This is a genomic window from Paenibacillus pasadenensis DSM 19293 (assembly GCF_000422485.1).
Lineage (GTDB): Bacteria > Bacillota > Bacilli > Paenibacillales > Paenibacillaceae > Paenibacillus_O > Paenibacillus_O pasadenensis.
This window is the reverse complement of the sequence record NZ_AULW01000039.1, coordinates 60,127-77,123: the sequence shown is the minus strand read 5'-3', so window position 1 is coordinate 77,123 and position 16,997 is coordinate 60,127. Positions and strand designations below refer to the sequence as shown.

The following is a 16,997-nucleotide window of genomic DNA, read 5'->3' as shown; positions in this document are numbered from 1 at the left end:
TCGGAAACCGTGTCAACCGCCCGCCTCGGCCGCGCGGACGGCCGCGACGAACGCCGCGGCTCGCCGCTCCATCTCCTCGAACCGCCCTTGGCGGGCGAGCTCGAGCTGGACGAGCTTGCTGCCGAGTCCGACGGCAGCAGCCCCCGCCCGCAAATAATCGCCGATGTTGTCCAGGTCGACGCCGCCGGTCGCCAGCATCGGAATATGGTTCAGCGGCGCCTTCAGCTCCTGCAGGTAGCGATGTCCGAGCGAGGCCATCGGGAAGATCTTCACCGCCTCGGCTCCCGCCTTCCAGGCGCGGACGATCTCCGTCGGCGTCATGACGCCCGGCCAGACCGAGACGCCACGGCTCGCGCCGTACTCGACGACCGCCTCGTCGAGGTTCGGCGAGATGAGGAACTCGGCGCCGGCCGCGACCGCCTCGCGCGCCATCCGCTCGTCCAGCACGGTCCCCGCTCCGACATGCGCCTGCCCGTCCAGCTGCTCCCGCCATCGCGCGAGAATCGGCAGCGCTCCGTCCGTATTGAGCGTCACCTCCATCAGGCGGATGCCGCCGGCCGCCAGCGCGCGGGCCGCTCCGTCGGCCTCCTCCCGTCCGATGCCGCGGAAGATCGCGACGATCTTCTCCCGGGTCAGCGCATCCAACAGCAAGCTCATGCTTGTTCCTCCTCTTCTCCGATCGCGTCCCAGTAGTCGTAAAGGATCTTGGCGAACAGGTTCGGGAACGCGAGCTCCCGCATCCGTTCCCTGCCGATCCAGGCGTAGCCCTCCGGCAGCGCCGGAGACGAGGCGGCAGCGGCCCCGTAGAGCGCCGCCGCCTCGGCGGCCCGCTCCGCGCCCGCCGGACCGCCTTGGGCCGGCGCAGCCTCCGTGCCGCCGCCATGGACTCGGCTTCCGCTCGCTCCGCCGCGCGCGGCCGGCAGCCTCAGGCGTGCGGCCGCCTCGCGCGCGGAGTCCGCGCCGAGGTCCAGCTCCGCCGCGTAGATGCGCATCATCCAGTGCAGATGGCTGAACGTATGCTCCTCCGACCCGAGCCAGCGGCGGGCGACCGCGCGCAGCCCGGTCTCCTCCTCCAGCCGGCGCAGCAGCTCGGCCGCATCCGCGGCCTGCCGCTCCACCGTCGGCTGCGCCGCGGCGGCCAGCTTCGCCGCGCGGCCGCGCGGCTTGGCCGCAGGCTCGTCCAGCAGCACATGCGGCAGCTCCCACAGGCTGGCGAGCAGCCCGCTGTCCGGCCGCTGCCGGACGAGCACCTTGCCGGCATGCTCTCCGACGCCCTCGATGACGGCGGCGACGCGCAGCTGCGGCTTGGGCGGCTTCGCCTTGGCCTTGACGGGCAGCTCCGTCTCGCGCCCGGCGATCCGGCCCGCGCAGAGCGCCATGACCGGGCAGGTCAGGCAGCCCGGCGTGCGCGGCGTGCAGACGAGCGCTCCAAGCTCCATGAGCGCCTGATTGAAGTCGCCCGCCGCTCCATCCGGGATGAGCGAGGCGGCGAGCTTTTCCATGCCGATACGGGTCGACGGCTTGGCGATGTCCTCGTCGCGGTTGAAATAGCGCGAAAGGACGCGCATCACGTTGCCGTCGACGGCCGGCTCCGGGCGATTGAACGCGATGCTCATGATGGCGCCGGCCGTGTACGGGCCGACCCCTTTGAGCGCCGACACGGCCGCCTTGTCGTCCGGCACCCGTCCGCCGTAACGCTCCGCGACCTCGCGCGCTCCGGCCTGCAGGTTGCGGGCGCGCGAATAATAGCCGAGGCCCTCCCAGTGCTTGAGCACATCGGCTTCCGGCGCCTCCGCCAGCGCCTGCAGCGTCGGAAAGCGGGCCATGAAGCGCTCGTAATAAGGGATGACGGTATCGACCCGCGTCTGCTGCAGCATGATTTCGGATACCCAGATCCGGTAGGCGTCGCGATCGCGCCTCCAGGGCAGCGTCCGCTTGCTCGCCCGGTACCAGGCGAGCAGCTCGCGGCTGAAGTACGTTTCCGGCGTATCCGTCTTGGTTGTCAGGTTCATGTCGTTCTCCTTCTAGGCTAAGCTCACGATCGGACGCGCGTTGGCCGCCGGTTTCGCCTCGGGCTCGTCCAGCCAGGCGAATTCCTCCAGCCAGGGCGAGACTTCCGGCAGCGGCGAATGCAGCTTTTCCTGCAGCGCCATATGCTCTCTGCGCTCGGCCATCAGCTGGCGGTAGCGCCTCGGCGAGAGGCCGATCTGCTGCTTGAACAGGCGTGAGAAATAAGGGTTGTTGAGGCCGATCGCGCGCGCCGCCTCCTGCACCGGAAGCTCGCCGCTGTCGAGCAGCTCCCTCGCGTATTCGATCTTCCGCTGGTTGACGTATTGAATCGGCGTCAGCCCTGTCAGGCTGCGGAAATAAGTGATAAAGTAGTTGGGATGAAGATAGGCGAGCTTCGCCAGCTCCTCGACCGTCAGCGCATCCATCAGATGGTCGTCGATATAGCTCAGCACCCCCGACAGCAGCTGCAGCTCGGGATGCTCGGACAGCAGCTTTCCGGAGCGCAGGCCCTCCTCCAGGAAAAAGGCGACCAGCTCCATCACGACCGCCCGCGCCTTCAGCTCGTCGGACAGCGTTCTGCGGATGCGGCTGTCGATCAGCTGCCGAAACAACGTCCTGACCCGCTCCGGATCGTCGACCCGCGCGCGGAGCGGCAGCTTCATCAGGCGGATGAATTCCGTGCTGCCCGCATCGAGGTGGAACGCCATCCAGTAAAAGCGGAACGGCTCTCCCTCCGTCACGAAGCAGCTCGTCTGCACGCCTTCGTGAAAATAGTACAAGCCCCCCGCTTCGGCGACATGCTCGCTTTTGCCGTCAAGCACGATCTCGCAGCGTCCCGTAATCGGCAGGATGAGGCAATGCTGCTCGTGGATCAGCCGCTCCCCTTGCTTTCCCGGCTGCAGCTCGCTGGCCGCAGCCATCGAGAACGTGGCGTGCAGCTGCCTCAGTCGGTGCCTGATGATAACCGATTCATTCCGATCCATCCGCTCAGCTCCCTGTCCGTTAGGTTGGAATGGGACCATGCAAACATCCCGTTTCGGGTATTATACGAAAAATACTCTAAAATTGAAATCATTCTAAACGATGAAAGGAGACAACATGTCCATGAAATCAGCCTCCACCCTCGCCTCGGCCGCGCTGATCCTCGTCCTGCTCGCGGGCTGCGGAAGCGCCGCAAAGCCGGGCGCGATCGCCATCGACGGCCCGGAACAGGCGGTCGCCCTCTACAAGCAGAGCTGCATCAGATGCCACGGAACCGATCTGAAAGGACGCATGGGGCCGGAAACCGATCTCCACGACGTCGGAGCCCGTCTGTCCGAGCCGGAGATCCTGCGTCAGATCGAGCAGGGCGGTGCGCGGATGCCTGCCTTCGGCGAGCGGCTGACGGCCGAAGAGATCGCCGCGCTGTCAAGCTGGCTGTCCGGCCTCGGCAAGAGCGAGTAAGGCCTTGAACGAAACCGCCTCTCCCTCGATCCGCCTTTATCAGCGGCAGGACTCGCGAAATCGCTTCCCTTCCCAAAAAGCAAACGAGACGAAGCCGGTTCATTCCGGCTTCGTCTCGTTTGAGCAGCAAGCTCCGGCTCTTGACGCTTTCATGCCGACGGCAAAGTGTCAGGACCACGGAAGTCAGCTGCGAGCAGCTGACGACTCTATGCGGATATATGGATGACGCAAAATGCAAATGCAGACGCGGCTTAAAACGAAAACGACTCCTGCAGAGGCTGGCCGTCGCGCTCCGGCCCGGCAGCCTCTGCCTCCGCCATCCCCGGCCTTGCGTCGGCCGGCTCTTCCGGCGCGGCCAGTCCGGCCGCCTCGTCGACAGCAGCCAGCCGCAGCCTCACGGCGGAGCGGATGCGGCGCACGGCGGCCGCGAGCTCCTGCGGCCGGTCCGCTTCGAGCTGCAGCGTCGAGACGAAGCTCATCGCGTTCTGCCCGGGGATGCGCCGCACGACGCTGCCGACGGGCAGCTCCTGCTCCGCCGCGAGCCGGACGCCGTCCGGCAGCAGCCCCTCCCGCTCGTAGCCGGCGTAGACGTACGCGCCGCCGACCTGCGTGCGCGCGTCGTCCTCCAGATAGAGGCGCATGTTGCAGCGGGCGGCATCCGCTTCCCGCAGCGCCGTCGACGGCAGGCCTTCCGCCGAGCCGTACAGCACGGCAAGCGCCCAGGCGCGCGTCATGTCGATGCCGTACACGTCGCGCAGCTGCGGCACGATGTTCCAGCCGCCGAAGCGGGCGGCCGTCTCGATGATGCCGACGCGGCGTCCTTTCAGCAGCTTGACCTCCGTGTGGGTCGGGCAGGTGCGCAGCCCGAGCGCCTCGTTGGCGACCCGGCACGCCTCCACGATGACCCTCTGCGCCTCGGCGTCGAGCGCGGACGGCACGAGATGCGCCGTCTCCGTGAACTCGCCGTGCTGCGGCGCCTTGTCCGTAATCGCCGCCGGATGGTAGACGCCGTCCACCATCATGCCCTCGACGGAGACGTAGTCGCCGTACAGCGGCGCCAGCTCGCCGTACCAGTCCTCGGCGCAGCCTGCCATGTACGACTCGGCCAGGAACAGGCACTCGCCGCCGTACAGCAGCCGATCCTCCTCCGAGCTGCCGAGGCTCGCCTGCACCTCTCGGAACACCTCCGCCGGATCGCGGCTGCCGTCCAGCAGCGTGACGCCGATCGAGCAGGCGAGGTAGGTCGGCTTGAGCACGAGCGGATAGCCGAGCTCGCGCGCCGCCGCGGCCAGGTCGTCCGCGCCGTAGATCGGGCGGAAGTCGGGACCGGGCGCTCCGCCTGCGCGGAACGCCTGCCGCATCTCCAGCTTGCCGCGCGCCTTCACGGCGCCCTGCACGCCGGCGGAGCGGAGGCCGAGCTGCTCCGCCGCCTTGGCCACGGACAGCACGATGTTTTCTGCGCCGCCGAACAGGATGCCGTCCGCGCCGAACCCGGCGGCAGCCTCGGCGATCCGGTCCGCCAGCTGCTCCTCCGTCAGCGTATACGGGCGCGCTCCGGTGAACGTGACGCTGGCCGGATGCTCGTAGCCGCCGGGAGGGCAGGCGGTCGGCTCCTTGAGCACGCCATGCGCATAGCGCCCGACGTCCTCCATGTAGCGGGCCGTGACGGCGCTCGGGCGCGGGACGTACACGTAGACGTCCGCCAGCTCCGCGAGCGTCCGCAGATCCGGCGGCGAGCCGCCGAGATCGGCGACGACGAGCAGCTTCTTCCTCGTCCTCTCCATGCCGCCTAGCCCTCCACGGGCGCCAGCGGACGCGCCTCGATGCGGAACAGCCCCATCGCTCTGAGGATCGCCTTCTCGACCGCCGCCTCGCTCTCGCCGCGCAAGCGGTAGCGGCCGCTGATATGGTAGTAGGAGCCTTTGCCGTCGAGAATCTCGCCCGGCTGCGGCGTCCACTCGTCATAGATTTCCGGCACGACGCCGAGCAGCGAGGAGACCGAGACGACCTCAGCCGGCGTGCCGGGAGGCTCGGGGAACTGGATCAGCCCGCCGTGCACGCCCTCCCGGGGAGCCTGCAGCGGCTCGAACGTGCCGAGCTCGATGCGGATCCACTCCTCGCACAGGTTGACGCCGTACAGATCGACGGTCAGGAACGGCGTCTCCGCCCCGCCCATGCGCGCGCCGATCTCCAGGAACACCGCCTCGCGGCCGTCCCGGTCGATCACCTCCAGATGGAAGCAGCCGTCCGTCAGCTCGAGCGAGCGCAGCGTCTCCTCCGTGAAGCGCTGCAGACGGTCCCGCAGCTCCTGCCGGTCGGTGACGATGAACGAGCCGTTCGGCCGTCCCTCGGCGAAGCCGAGGCAGCCCCCGACATACTGGGACGGCGCATAGAACGCCAGCTCGCCGTCTTTGACCAATCCGTCGATATGGAAGATCGGGCCGGCGACGAACTCCTCCACCTGGCAGTCTCCGGCCATGCCTGCCTCATGCACGGCGCGCAGCGCCTCGCGCAGCTGCCGCTCGTCCTCGGCGCGCCTCACGCCCTGGCTCGCCGCGCCGCGGCGCGGCTTGACGATGAGCGGATACCCGGTCTCGCGGGCGAATGCGAGCGCCGCTTCCTCGTCCGCTCCGTCGAGGAAGCGCGGCACGCGGATGCCGTCCCGCCGCAGCCGCTCCTTCATGACGATCTTGTCCCGATACAGGGAGATGCGGTCCAGTCCGACGCCGGGAATGGCGAGCTCGGAGCGCAGCCGCGCCGCATGGCTCAGATCGAACTCCGACAGCGCGATCAGCAGGTCGAAGCCGCCCAGGCGCGCGGACGCGTCCGACAATGCGGCCCGCAGCGGCTCGTAGGCTTCCAGCTCGGCCAGCTCATGCACTTCCGCCGCCAGCGGCTCCACGGCGGCGATGTCCTTGCGCCCCCGCGCGTTGACGAAGTAGGCGACCTGGTCGCGGGAGTGGTCGATGACGCGGGAGTAGTCGACGAAGCCGCCGAGCACGACGTCGCCGAAGCGATGGATGACGGCGATTTTCCGGGATGGGGTCATAATGGTCCTCCTTGTGCCCTCTTGGGGGATGTTCTGCTCGATCGGTCAAACGGAAAGCCGCCTCCGCTTCAGGCAGAGGCGCCTTGGGCGGCGGGTCCGGCGGCAGGCCGGGCGGCGCTGAAAAAGCCGCGCCGGATGCGGCGGATGAGCAGCGACTGCAGGATGCCGCAGGCGACGAACAGCGCGCCGAGCGCCGAGAACAGCACGGCTCCGTCCGTCGCGGCGTAGAGCAGGCCGCCCAGCGCGGGGCCGAGCGCCAGCGGGACATGCATGTGCAGGCCGAAAATCGCGAAGTACCAGCCGCGCTCCTGCTCCGGCGCGAGCTCGGCGACCGTGTTTTGCAGATGCGGCCCGATCAGCATCTCCGCCACGGAGAAGACGAGCTCGACGACGAACAGCAGCAGCAGCACGGTCGAGAACGCGTAGCCGACCGACACGGCGGCGAACATGCCGTAGGAGACGGCCGCCGCGAGCGAGGCGGACAGGCGCTTCGTGCGGGCGATGATCCATAGCTGCAGCGCGATGACGAGGATGCCGTTGAACGTCATCAGCGAGGCGAGCACGTCCTCGGGACGGGCGAACGACTCGCCGAAGTGGAACGGCAGGATCGAGATGACGAGCGCGAAGATGAGGCCGATCGGCATCGCCAGCGACGTCAGGCCAAGCAGCGCGCGGCGGCGCGCGGCGGCATCCGGCGCAGCGGCATCCGGCGCGGCCGGCCGGCTCGCTTCGGCGGCAGCGCCGCCGGCAGTTCCCGGCTCCTCTGCATCCGCTCCTCTGGCGGCGGCAGGCCTTCTGGACGTGCCCGGCCGCGTCTCCGGCACTTTGGACAGCACGAGAAAAAGATACGCGAGCAGCAGGAGCGCGCCGGCCGCGAACACGACGTTCTCCCCGGCGCGCAGCAGCAGGAGGCCGGCCGCCGGGCCGAAGGCGGCGCCGACGTTGGAGGCGGTGTGCAGCAGCGCGAACACCTCCCGCTGCCGCTCCGACGGAACGACATCGGCGACCATCGCGTTGGCCGCCGGGTTGAACAGCGCCGAGCCGACGCCCATGACGGCGGTGATGGCCGCGAACGCCCACACCTGCTCGGCGAACGCGTACGCGCCCATGCACGCCGCCTGCAGCAGCAGCGCGCCGAGCATGACCGGGCGGCGGCCGAGCCGGTCGCTCACTCCGCCGGCGAGGAAGCTCGTCGCCATCGAGGCGAACGGCTGGAGGCCGATGACGAGCATCGCGAGCAGCAGCGAGCCGCCCGACTGCTCGTACAGGTAGAGCGCCAGGAACGGACGGATCAGAAACGTCGTTGTCGCCGTGACGGCGTTGCCGCAGATGCGGATCCAGAGCGCCGCGTCATAGCGCCGGATCAAGCCGCCGGCGCGGGCGAGAGGCGAGCCGAAACGTCCGCTCATCCGGCCGTCCGGACGCCGGCACGCTCCAGCCGGGCGGCGGCGGCGGCGAGCGCGGCTTCCGTTTCGGCGCGCGAGATGCCGGGCACCTGGCAGCCGAGCAGCCAGACGGAGCGCGTCTGCGCCGTCACCTTTTGCGCCTCGCCGTCGCGGTAGCAGAAGCGCGAGAGCACCTTCTCCTCGTCGGCCAGCACGAGCACGCCGGCGGGAAGCTCGGCCGCCTCCGGCTCGCCGAGCCCTTGGAACGGCTCGTCGCCTTGCGTGAAGTCGAGCCGCAGGCTGCCGGCGACGGCGGCGGAGTCGAACGCGCCGAGCGGAATCCGATGCTCGAGGGCGGCGAGGTTGACCGCGTCGACGGCCGGATGGATGAGCGGCAGCCGCGCCAGCTCGTCCTTGATGAAGAACCGCTGCAGCAGGTTCTGCACCGACGGCGGCGTTTTTTTCGGATCGAGCCCGATGCGGCGATAAAATTCGCTGTACGCGCGGATGCGCGGGTCGTCCGCGACCTCCGCCTTGCTGCGGCCGCGCCAGCGTTCATGAATCTCGTACCAGGCGGCGGTGTCGGGCGGCGCGGAGGCCGCCCTTTCGTCCAGGCCGAGCTCCCGCCCGTACACCTCGACCTCGCCCAGCTCGCGCCGGACCGCTTGCGCGATATGGATGGCTGTGAACATGAGGATCTCCCCCTTTGCGGTAGATGCGTGAAGTCAGACGATCGCGAGCTCGCGCCCGCTGCCGTCCGGTCCCGGCATGGCGTCGCCGATCCTCACGATGGAGGCGGCGTCGTAGCCGGCAAAGGCGTTGCGCGTATCGAGCACGGGCACGCCGGAGCGGACGATCTCGCCGAGATCGAACGCCGTATGCGCGGTCAGCAGCAGGATGCAGTCGTAGGAGGCGAGACGATGCGGATCGAGCTCCGCCGCCTGCTCCGGCCGATGCCCCTTCTCCGTGCGCACGCCGGCGCAGTGCGGATCATGGACGGCGAGGCGCGCTCCTTTTTCATGCAGCAGATCGTAGATCTCCAGGCTCGGCGATTCGCGCCAGTCGCCGACATCCGGCTTGTAGGCCATGCCGAGCAGCAGGATGCGGGAGTTCTTGACGCTCTTGCCCGAGCGGTTCAGCAGATCGGCGGTCTTCTGCACGACGTAGCGCGGCATGTTGCGGTTGAGGTCCTGCGACAGCTCGATGAACCGGCTGAAGAAATTCTCGCCCTTGGCCTTCCACGACAGGTACATCGGATCGAGCGGGATGCAGTGGCCGCCGATGCCCGGACCGGGGTAGAACGGCATGAAGCCGAACGGCTTGGTCGCCGCCGCCTGGATGACCTCCCAGACGTTGACCTCGATGCGGTCGCACAGCTGGGCGATTTCGTTGATGAACGCGATGTTGACGCTGCGGAACGTATTCTCCAGCAGCTTGGACATCTCGGCCGCGCGCGTCGAGCTGACCGGCACGACGCGCTCGACGATCGTCTCGTACAGCTTGACGCCGAGCTCCAGGCAGCGCGGCGTGCTGCCGCCGACCACCTTGGGCGTATTGCGGATGCGGAAGGTCTTGTTGCCGGGATCGACCCGCTCGGGCGAGTAGCACAGGAAAAAGTCCCGTCCCGCCTGCCGCCCGTCCGGCGCGAGCGCCGCGGCGACAAGCTCGTCCGTCGTGCCGGGATACGTCGTGCTCTCCAGCACGACGAGCGCCCCCGGCTTCAGATAGGCGCCGAGCTGCTCGACCGCCGAGGCGATGCAGCTCAGATCGGGCTCCTGATTGCGCGTCAGCGGCGTCGGCACGCAGATGCAGACCGCGTCGAGGCCGGCGATCGCGGCAAAATCCGTCGTCGCCTCGAAGCGGGCCAGCGCCGCGGCCGTCATTTTTTCCTGAACGTCGGGAATGTAGCACTCTCCCCTCCTCAGGCGGGCGACCTTGTCCTCCGACAGGTCGATGCCCGTCACCGCGAAGCCCGCCCCGGCGAACTCAAGCGCCAGCGGCAGTCCGACATATCCCATGCCGACGACTCCGATCCTCGCCTGCCGGCTCTCCAGCTTCGAAAGCAGCTCCATATGGGGTTCTCCTCCTTCAATCGCCGATCTCTTCTCCCGGCTCGAATCGTATCGCCTGCTCGACCTCCAGCAAGACATCGCCGGACGCCAGCAGCTCGTCGGCCGCGATCAGGATGTTGTAGTGGTTCGGAAAATGGCAATCGTCGAAGCCGAGCACCTCGCCGAGCAGCCGTCCGCCCGCGACGAGGCGGTCGCCGCGCTGAATGACGCCGCCGGCCTCGAATTCGGCAAAGCCGAGGAAGCCGACGCGGTCGATCGCGTCGCCGGCCGCGGCCGAAGCCTGCGTCGTCGTGACCAGCTCATGGATGTCGCCCTGCCGGATGCAGCGGGCGCGCTCCTCCATCAGCCGCATGCCGCGGTCCATGCGCTTGTGATGCAGCAGCTTCACCATGCGGCCGCGCACGATCCGCTTGTCGGCGAGCCTCACGAGCGGACCGTCTCCGCCAAGTACGTGTCGCGCACGAGCCGCACCGCGTCCAGCCCGTCCTCGCCGTGGCAGCCGCCCGCCTCAATCTTGGCGTCGAAGTCGCGCAGAATCTCCGCGTATTCGTGGTACAGCGACGACTTGAACGCCTCGAAGCCCGCCAGCATGTCGACGTTCAGCTCCGTGCCGTCCTTCAGCCGGATGAGCACTTCCTTCTTCTCGCCGTGCGGGTACGCCCAGTCCAGATGCACCGACACCGGCACGCCCGTCTCCGACACGAGCTCCACGCGCGCCTCCGTGTCGGCCTGGCCGGTCCAGGAAATATCCGCCGAGACGACATCCAGCCGGCCGAGGAAAAAGGCGAGCGTGTCGTACACGTTCGGGCCGTTGTCGGCGATGCAGCCGCCGCCGCAGCGCGCCGGATCGAGGTACCAGCGGTCCTCCCCGGCATGCTCCTCGATCTTTTCCAGGTAGCGCGCCTCGACCGAGGCGATCTCGTCGCGCGTGGAGATGCGCTCCAGCGCCTGCTGGAAATGCACGTTGTAGCGGCGGTGAAACGCGGTGAACAACGTCTTGCCCGTGCTGCGCGACCAGGCGGCGAGCTCCCCGGCCTCCTGCAGCGTCAGCGCCATCGGCTTCTCGCAGCATACATGCTTGCCCGCCAGCATCGCCTCGCGGCAGATTTCGTAATGCTTGTCGTTCGGGACGTTCACGATGACCGCGTCGAGATTTTGCTGGCGCAGCAGCTCGCGGTAATCCCGATAGGCATGCAGGCCTTCTTCCTGAAAGGCCGCGATGCGCTCGAGGTTGAGGTCGCAGACAGCCGCCAGCTGCGGCAGTCCGGCCTCATTCCGCATCGCATGCACATAAAATTTCGAGATGACGCCCATTCCGATCAAACCGACTTTCCTTGCCATTGCCGATCGCCTCCTTCTTCTGCCGAGCCGTTAGATTCGTAATCGCCGTCCGCCGGCCATGCAGGCCGCGCTCCGACCGTCAGCCGCGCTCTGCCGCCGCCGGCTCGCGCGGCGGGACCAGTCCGAGCCGCTCGGCCAGCCCGTCCAGCTGCCGCGCGAGCGCAGCGTCCAGCTCCACCTGCTCCCGGCTCGCCCGAGCCGCCTCCAGAAAGCCCGGATAGACGACCCGGCCGCCCTCGCGCGCCGGCGGACAGGCGAGCAAGGCGCCGAGCATGCCGCCCATCTCGCGCTCGAAGCCTCCGTCCGGGCGGAAGCGCGCCGGGTCGATCGCCAGGAAGAAATGTCCGACATTCGCGTCCTCCGCGCCGGCTTCCCGGCCTTCGGGCGAAAGCAGCCGCTCATGCGGCCCCATCTCCGCCCCGGACAGCGCCCCGCAGAGGATGTCGACCATAAGAGCGAGGCCGAAGCCTTTGGCGCCGCCGGTCGCCAGGTCGCCGCCGAGCAGCTGCAGATGGCCGCGCCCTTCCTCGTAGGCGGCCGGGTCGGTCACCGGCCGGCCCTCGTCGTCGACCAGCCAGCCCTCCGGGATCGGCTCGCCCCGGCGCAGCGCCGCCTTGATCTTGCCGGTGGCGACGACCGTCGTGCTCATGTCGAGCTGGAACGGCGGATGCCCTTCTCCCGGCGCGCCCATGGCGATCGGGTTCGTGCCGAGCATCGCCGCCGAGCCGCCCGGAGGGCGGGCGATCGCCTGCGAGCCGAGGTTCGTCATGGCGATGCCGATCATGCCCCGGCGCACCGCCTGCTGCGTGTAGTAGCCCGCGCTGCCGAAATGCGACGAGCGCCGCACCGCGACGCAGCCGATGCCCGTCTCGGCCGCCTTGGCGATCGCGAGCTCCATCGCCCGGGCTCCGGCGGCCAGGCCGAGCCCGCCGCGGGCGTCCAGCGCCGCGATCGAGGCCGTCTCCGCCGTCAGCTCGAACTCCGCCTGGGGGTCGATGCGGCCGTCCAGCAGCCGCGCGACGTAGATGCGCTCGAGATTGGCGACGCCATGCGTGTCGAAGCCGTTCTCGTCGGCGTAGCAGAGCACCTCTGCGGCTGTCCGGGCCGTCGCCTCGGGCGCTCCGCAGGCCCGGAACACCTCCTCCGCGAACCGCCGCAGCTCCTGCGCCGGCACGATTTTGACGCTTGTCATGCGCTTCCCGTCCTCTCCAGCTGCCGCTTTCTGCGCGCCGTGCGGGCGAAAGCGAGCAGCAGCTCCTTGATCTGTCCGGCGTACCGCTCCAGCTCCGCGAGCTCCATGCTCTCACGGGCCGTATGCGCGCCGTTACCCTCCAGGCTGCCCGGTCCGTATACGACCGTGTAGCAGCCTTTGGCCATCATCCACATCGCGTCGCAGGTGAAGGCGCGTTCCGGCCGGTCGTCCGGATTGCGCTCCCAGCCGAGGCCGCTCAGCAGCCGCTCCCATGCAGGATGGCGGTTGTCCAGCACCGGCAGGCCGCTCTTCACCCAGCTCAGCCGGCAGAGCCGCGTCGCGTCGCGGGCCGTGCGGCGCGCCTCCGGCACGTCCGCCCATTCGTCCGCGAAGCGCAGCAGCGCGTCGCGCGCGCACCGCTCCGTCAGCAGGCGCAGCTTTTCACCGGCAAAGGCCGACGGATAAGCGATGTTGAGCAGCAGCGTGCCGGTGCCGTACACCTTGTTGTGCATCCCGCCCGTATGGAGGCCGGCCAGGCACACCTTGCCGCCGAGCTCGCGCGCCGGCTCCGCCAGGCCGCGCAGCAGCGCCGCGCCGACCTGCCCGAGCAGCAGCGTCGCGTTGTGCCCCGCTTGCGGAGCGTCGTCGGTCGCGTCCTCTCCGAACATCTCGACCCGCGCCGTCATCGACGTCGTCGAACGGTCGAACCAGACGCCGCCCGAAGGCTCGGCGAACACGTTCAGCGCGCCGACATGCCCGAGCTCGGCCAGCTCCCGCGTGCCGCAGACGCCCATCGCGCCGCCCTCTTCGCCGCAGACGCTCTGCACGAGCACCGAGCAGCGCTCCGCCAGCTCCGGGTCCTCCGCCAGCGCCGCCTCGATGCCGGCGAGCAGCGCGACGCCGGCGCCCTTCATGTCGGCGCTGCCCCGGCCGTAGAAGCGGACGCCGTCGAAGCCGATCTCCTGCCCGCCGTCCGCGACGGTATCCATATGGAAGTTGAACGCGATCGTCTCCTCCCGGGGCCGCTCCCGGCCGATGCGCAGCAGCAGGTTCGGCTGGGCGGCGAGGAACGCCTGCTCGCCCATCCGCTCCGCCTGCCGCAGCACGCTCAGCGGCACGCCGTCCCGCCGCAGCGCCTCGGGCGGAGCCGGAGCGAGCAGCAGCTGCGCCGCTCCGGTCCGCCGCGCCGCGAACGCGGCGTACGCCTGCTGCGCCTCCGGCAGCCGTCCGGGAGCGTCCGACTCGAGCGGCGACACGGTGTCGAGCCGCAGCAGCGCCAGCAGCAGCTCGGCATGCTCGTCCGTGAACAGCCTCGCCGCGCTCACGCCGGCTCCTCCCCGGCGGCCGCCGCTTCGGAGCGGGCGTCCGCCCGGACCGCGGCGAGCAGCCGCTCCAGCTCGCGGCCGTACGCCGCGTACGCCTCCAGCTGGCCCGCGCCGCCGCCGCGCTCGCCCAGATGCGGCACGACATGCAGATGCGGCTCGATCGCGAGCAGTCCCGTATAGCCGGCGTCCAGCAGCAGGCCGAGGCATTCGGCTACGCCGGCGTCGCCGCGTCCGGGCAGCGTGTACATCGCCTTGCCGTTCTCGAGCCGGCCGTCCTTCACATGCACATGCTCGACATAGGGCAGCGCCCGGCGCAGGTAGTCCGGCGCCGAGTAGCGGTAGGCGATGCCGTTGCCGGTATCCACCAGCAGGCGCAGCGACGGGCGGCCCACCGTCTCGACGAGCCGCAGCGCCCGCTCGGGGTCGCAGCCGGCCCATCCGGCGCAGTTCTCATGCAGCAGCGTGACGCCGCAGCGGCCGGCCTGCTCGGCGAGCCGGTCCATCCGCTCCAGCACGCTTTTTTCCCAGTCGGACTCGCTCAGCCCGTCGTTCGGCCAGGACATGACCCTCAGGCCCCATCCGCCCAGCCGCAGCAGCCGCTCGGCGCAGCGCTCCAGCTCCTCCAGCTCCCGCTCGTACGGAGTGGAGATCGTCCGCTCCCAGTTGCCGATGCGCGAGTCGGCGATCGAGGCCTTCAGCCCCGCGCCCGACAGCAGCCTCCGGGCCTTGCCGGTCAGCGCGTCGTCCCAGTCGGCGAACGCGGCTCCGTCCGCCGAGCGCAGCTCCAGCTCCGTCCAGCCGAGCTCCGCATGGACCCGCGCCTGCTCCTCCAGCGAGGACGACGCCTCGTCGCCGATGCCCGACAGGGCGATGCCGCCGCGCTCAAGCATGCTGCGGCTCCTGGGCCAGGAACGAGACGACCGACCGGATGACGGCATCGACGTCGCCGTCCGGCATCTCGGGATAGAGCGGCAGCGCCAGCGAGCGGCTCGCGAACCGCTCGGCGCCGGGATAGTCTCCCGGACGGGCGCCGAGATCCGCGAACGCCGGCTGCAGCGGCAGCGCCGCCGGATAGTACACCTGCGTCTCCACGCCCGCCTGCTCCAGCTCCGCGCGCAGCTCGTCGCGCCGCTCGGCCTGCACGACATAGGTGTAGTACATGCGGCTTTCGTGATCGTCCACCGTCACGAGAAGCCTCGGGTCCAGCCCTGCGAACGCCTCGTGATAGCGGGCCGCAAGCTCGCGGCGGCGCTCCAGCAGCTGCCCGATGCGGCCGAGCTTGTGCAGCAGATAGCCGGCCAGCACCTCGTCCATCCGGCTGTTGTAGCCGAGCCGATGATGGAGGAAGCGGGTGACGCCGTCCTGCCCGTGGTTGCGCAGCATGCGGCAGCCGCGGGCGAGCTCCTCGTCGTCGGTCACGATGACCGCGCCGTCGCCGATGCCGCCGAGCGGCTTGGCCGGGAAAAAGGAGTACAGCCCCGCGTCGCCGTGGCGTCCGGCCGGAATGCCGCGCTGGGAGGCGCCGAGCGCGACCGCGCTGTCCTCCAGCACGAGCAGCCCGCGTTCTCGGGCGACGGCGCGGATCGCCTCCATGTCGGCCATGACGGAGAACAGATGCGTCGGGATGACGATCCGGCTCTGCGGCGTGACGCGCCGCTCGAGATCGGCCGGATCCATCATGCCGGTGCGCGGATCGGCGTCGACGAACACCGGATTCGCCCCGAGCAGCCGGATCGCGCTCGCCGTGGAGATGAACGAGAACGCCGGCGTCAGCACGTCGACGCCCGGACCCGCGCCCATCGTCCGCAGCAGCAGCACGAGCGCCGACGTGCCGTTCGCCGCCGCGACCGCGTGGGCCGCGCCGGTATAGGCGCAGATCGCCTCCTCCAGCCGCCGCACGTCTTCCTTGAGGATGAACTGGTCGGTCGTCCCCGAGCGGTACACCAGCTCCTTGATGAGGTCCTTGTCCGGCGCGAACCGCGCGCTGTAGTTGAAGAACGGCACGTTCATCGTGCAGCCACCTCCGCGTAGAATTCCTGGACGGCCCGGCAGACGAGCCTCGCCTCCTCGTCGGTCAGATCGGGATACATCGGCAGGCCGACGGCGCGTCCGGCAGCCCGCTCCGCATGCGGGAGCTGCCCCGGGCGTCCGCCCAGCTCCGCGAACGCCGGCTGCAGATGCAGCGGCAGCGGATAATACACCTCCGTGCCGATGCCCCTCGCCGTCAGATGCTCCACGAGCCCGTCGCGGTCGTCCGCTTCGATCAGATACACATAGTAGACGGCGTTCGCCGCTTCCGAGCCGGCCTGGATGACCGGCGTCGACACCTGCGGCACGGCCGCCAGCTCGCGGTCGTACAGCGCGGCCAGATGGGCGCGGCGGGCGATGTTCGCCGCCAGCGACTCCAGGCGCACGGCGATGACCGCCGCCTGCACGTCGTCCATGCGGCTGTTCCAGCCGATCTCGTGGTGGATGTACGGCTGCCCGGCCTCCTGTCCGTGGCTGCGCAGCCGGCGGGCGCGGGCCGCCAGTCCCGCGTCGTCCGTCAGGATCATGCCGGCGTCGCCGATCGCGCCCAGCGTCTTCGTCGGGAAGAACGACAGCACGCCGCCGCGTCCGTGCAGCCCGGCATGCACGCCGCCGCTGAACATGCCGATCCCCTCGGCGCTGTCCTCCAGCACCTGCAGTCCGTGGCGCCGCGCGATGTCGAGGATCGCCGGCATGTCCGCCATCTGCGTGAACAGATGGACCGGCATGATCGCCCGCGTGCGCTCGGTGATCCTGGCCTCGATCCCGGCCGGGTCGATCGCGTAGGTGGCCGGATCGATGTCGCAGAACACCGGGGTCGCGCCGGCGTGAGCGACGCAGGATGCCGTCGCGAAGAAGGAGTAGCCCGGGACGATCACCTCATCGCCGGGACCGATGCCCGCGGCCTGCAGCAGCAGGATGAGCGCGTCGGTCGCGTTGCCGACGGCAATCGCGTGGCGAGCTCCCGTATAGCGCTCCAGCGCCTGCTCGAGCCGCGCGACCTCCGGTCCGTTCGTGAACTGGCCCCCGTCGATGACCCGGTCCAGCCGCTCCGACAGCCGGGGCCACGCTTCCTCGAAGGAGCGCGCTCCCGTATAAAAGGCAATGCTCATGATCGATGCCCCTCTCTGGCGTCTTGGCCTCTTTTTCGTT

At 69.5% G+C, this 16,997-nt stretch carries 16 protein-coding genes; 1 reads left to right on the top strand and 15 read right to left on the bottom strand.

Translation table 11 applies throughout. The features are described from left to right. Positions 1–12: 12 nt before the first annotated feature. Genes H582_RS0106535 through H582_RS29860 form a run of 3 tightly spaced genes read right to left on the bottom strand, consistent with a single transcriptional unit; the run spans position 13 to position 2,993 of the window. A complete protein-coding gene (locus H582_RS0106535; protein WP_028597892.1) occupies positions 13–657 on the bottom strand; it encodes a bifunctional 4-hydroxy-2-oxoglutarate aldolase/2-dehydro-3-deoxy-phosphogluconate aldolase in 645 nt (214 codons plus the stop codon). Next, on the bottom strand, positions 654–2,012 hold the full coding sequence (gene mutY, locus H582_RS0106530; protein WP_028597891.1) for an A/G-specific adenine glycosylase: 1,359 nt from the start codon (positions 2,010–2,012) through the stop codon (positions 654–656). Before mutY ends, H582_RS0106535 begins: the two co-directional genes overlap by 4 nt. Positions 2,013–2,024: 12 nt before the next feature. Continuing rightward, complete coding sequence (locus H582_RS29860; protein WP_052333025.1) at positions 2,025–2,993, bottom strand: helix-turn-helix transcriptional regulator; 969 nt, start codon at positions 2,991–2,993, stop codon at positions 2,025–2,027. 115 nt (positions 2,994–3,108) lie between these two features. Between H582_RS29860 and H582_RS0106520 the strand changes: the two genes are divergently transcribed. Then, positions 3,109–3,453 (top strand): c-type cytochrome, encoded by a 345-nt coding sequence (locus H582_RS0106520; RefSeq protein WP_043111009.1) that lies wholly within the window; start codon positions 3,109–3,111, stop codon positions 3,451–3,453. A 251-nt stretch (positions 3,454–3,704) separates the two neighbouring features. Here H582_RS0106520 and H582_RS26315 read toward each other — a convergent pair whose 3' ends face one another. The 12 genes from H582_RS26315 to H582_RS26280 form a co-directional block, all read right to left on the bottom strand. Continuing rightward, complete coding sequence (locus H582_RS26315) at positions 3,705–5,237, bottom strand: ATP-grasp domain-containing protein (RefSeq protein ID WP_052333023.1); 1,533 nt, start codon at positions 5,235–5,237, stop codon at positions 3,705–3,707. A 5-nt stretch (positions 5,238–5,242) separates the two neighbouring features. Then, the gene (locus H582_RS26310) at positions 5,243–6,502 is read right to left on the bottom strand and encodes an ATP-grasp domain-containing protein (protein WP_052333022.1); all 1,260 of its coding nucleotides are present in this window, start codon (positions 6,500–6,502) and stop codon (positions 5,243–5,245) included. A 68-nt stretch (positions 6,503–6,570) separates the two neighbouring features. Continuing rightward, complete coding sequence (locus H582_RS29855) at positions 6,571–7,911, bottom strand: MFS transporter (protein WP_052333021.1); 1,341 nt, start codon at positions 7,909–7,911, stop codon at positions 6,571–6,573. Continuing rightward, the gene (locus H582_RS26300) at positions 7,908–8,579 is read right to left on the bottom strand and encodes a B3/B4 domain-containing protein (RefSeq protein WP_052333020.1); all 672 of its coding nucleotides are present in this window, start codon (positions 8,577–8,579) and stop codon (positions 7,908–7,910) included. Before H582_RS26300 ends, H582_RS29855 begins: the two co-directional genes overlap by 4 nt. A 33-nt stretch (positions 8,580–8,612) precedes the next feature. Next, positions 8,613–9,959, bottom strand: a complete 1,347-nt coding sequence (locus H582_RS26295) for a nucleotide sugar dehydrogenase (protein ID WP_052333019.1) — start codon at positions 9,957–9,959, stop codon at positions 8,613–8,615. Positions 9,960–9,975: 16 nt separating this feature from the next. Further along, complete coding sequence (locus H582_RS0106490; RefSeq protein WP_028597889.1) at positions 9,976–10,386, bottom strand: DUF6917 domain-containing protein; 411 nt, start codon at positions 10,384–10,386, stop codon at positions 9,976–9,978. Next, entirely contained in the window at positions 10,383–11,300 is a 918-nt protein-coding gene (locus tag H582_RS0106485) for a Gfo/Idh/MocA family protein (protein ID WP_028597888.1), read from the bottom strand. Before H582_RS0106485 ends, H582_RS0106490 begins: the two co-directional genes overlap by 4 nt. 79 nt (positions 11,301–11,379) lie before the next feature. Further along, positions 11,380–12,492 carry an Ldh family oxidoreductase gene (locus tag H582_RS26290; RefSeq protein ID WP_043111008.1) on the bottom strand — a complete coding sequence of 371 codons (1,113 nt, stop codon included), beginning with the start codon at positions 12,490–12,492 and terminating at the stop codon, positions 11,380–11,382. Further along, complete coding sequence (locus H582_RS0106475) at positions 12,489–13,817, bottom strand: M20/M25/M40 family metallo-hydrolase (RefSeq protein ID WP_028597887.1); 1,329 nt, start codon at positions 13,815–13,817, stop codon at positions 12,489–12,491. Before H582_RS0106475 ends, H582_RS26290 begins: the two co-directional genes overlap by 4 nt. Beyond that, a complete protein-coding gene (locus H582_RS32555; protein ID WP_043111007.1) occupies positions 13,814–14,707 on the bottom strand; it encodes a sugar phosphate isomerase/epimerase family protein in 894 nt (297 codons plus the stop codon). Before H582_RS32555 ends, H582_RS0106475 begins: the two co-directional genes overlap by 4 nt. After that, positions 14,700–15,827 carry a DegT/DnrJ/EryC1/StrS family aminotransferase gene (locus tag H582_RS0106465; protein ID WP_028597886.1) on the bottom strand — a complete coding sequence of 376 codons (1,128 nt, stop codon included), beginning with the start codon at positions 15,825–15,827 and terminating at the stop codon, positions 14,700–14,702. The genes H582_RS32555 and H582_RS0106465 overlap by 8 nt, the downstream gene beginning before the upstream one ends. Further along, entirely contained in the window at positions 15,824–16,957 is a 1,134-nt protein-coding gene (locus H582_RS26280) for a DegT/DnrJ/EryC1/StrS family aminotransferase (RefSeq protein ID WP_043111006.1), read from the bottom strand. Before H582_RS26280 ends, H582_RS0106465 begins: the two co-directional genes overlap by 4 nt. Positions 16,958–16,997 lie beyond the last annotated feature (40 nt).

Excerpts from the sequence above, each read along its gene's own strand:
- H582_RS0106520 (WP_043111009.1), top strand. The coding sequence starts at position 3,109 with ATGTCCATGAAATCAGCCTCCACCCTCGCCTCGGCCGCGCTGATCCTC.
- H582_RS29860 (WP_052333025.1), bottom strand. The coding sequence starts at position 2,993 with ATGGATCGGAATGAATCGGTTATCATCAGGCACCGACTGAGGCAGCTG.
- H582_RS26290 (WP_043111008.1), bottom strand. The coding sequence starts at position 12,492 with ATGACAAGCGTCAAAATCGTGCCGGCGCAGGAGCTGCGGCGGTTCGCG.
- H582_RS26310 (WP_052333022.1), bottom strand. The coding sequence starts at position 6,502 with ATGACCCCATCCCGGAAAATCGCCGTCATCCATCGCTTCGGCGACGTC.
- mutY (WP_028597891.1), bottom strand. The coding sequence starts at position 2,012 with ATGAACCTGACAACCAAGACGGATACGCCGGAAACGTACTTCAGCCGC.
- H582_RS26300 (WP_052333020.1), bottom strand. The coding sequence starts at position 8,579 with ATGTTCACAGCCATCCATATCGCGCAAGCGGTCCGGCGCGAGCTGGGC.
- H582_RS0106535 (WP_028597892.1), bottom strand. The coding sequence starts at position 657 with ATGAGCTTGCTGTTGGATGCGCTGACCCGGGAGAAGATCGTCGCGATC.
- H582_RS26315 (WP_052333023.1), bottom strand. The coding sequence starts at position 5,237 with ATGGAGAGGACGAGGAAGAAGCTGCTCGTCGTCGCCGATCTCGGCGGC.
- H582_RS0106465 (WP_028597886.1), bottom strand. The coding sequence starts at position 15,827 with ATGAACGTGCCGTTCTTCAACTACAGCGCGCGGTTCGCGCCGGACAAG.
- H582_RS0106485 (WP_028597888.1), bottom strand. The coding sequence starts at position 11,300 with ATGGCAAGGAAAGTCGGTTTGATCGGAATGGGCGTCATCTCGAAATTT.
- H582_RS26295 (WP_052333019.1), bottom strand. The coding sequence starts at position 9,959 with ATGGAGCTGCTTTCGAAGCTGGAGAGCCGGCAGGCGAGGATCGGAGTC.
- H582_RS32555 (WP_043111007.1), bottom strand. The coding sequence starts at position 14,707 with ATGCTTGAGCGCGGCGGCATCGCCCTGTCGGGCATCGGCGACGAGGCG.
- H582_RS26280 (WP_043111006.1), bottom strand. The coding sequence starts at position 16,957 with ATGAGCATTGCCTTTTATACGGGAGCGCGCTCCTTCGAGGAAGCGTGG.
- H582_RS29855 (WP_052333021.1), bottom strand. The coding sequence starts at position 7,911 with ATGAGCGGACGTTTCGGCTCGCCTCTCGCCCGCGCCGGCGGCTTGATC.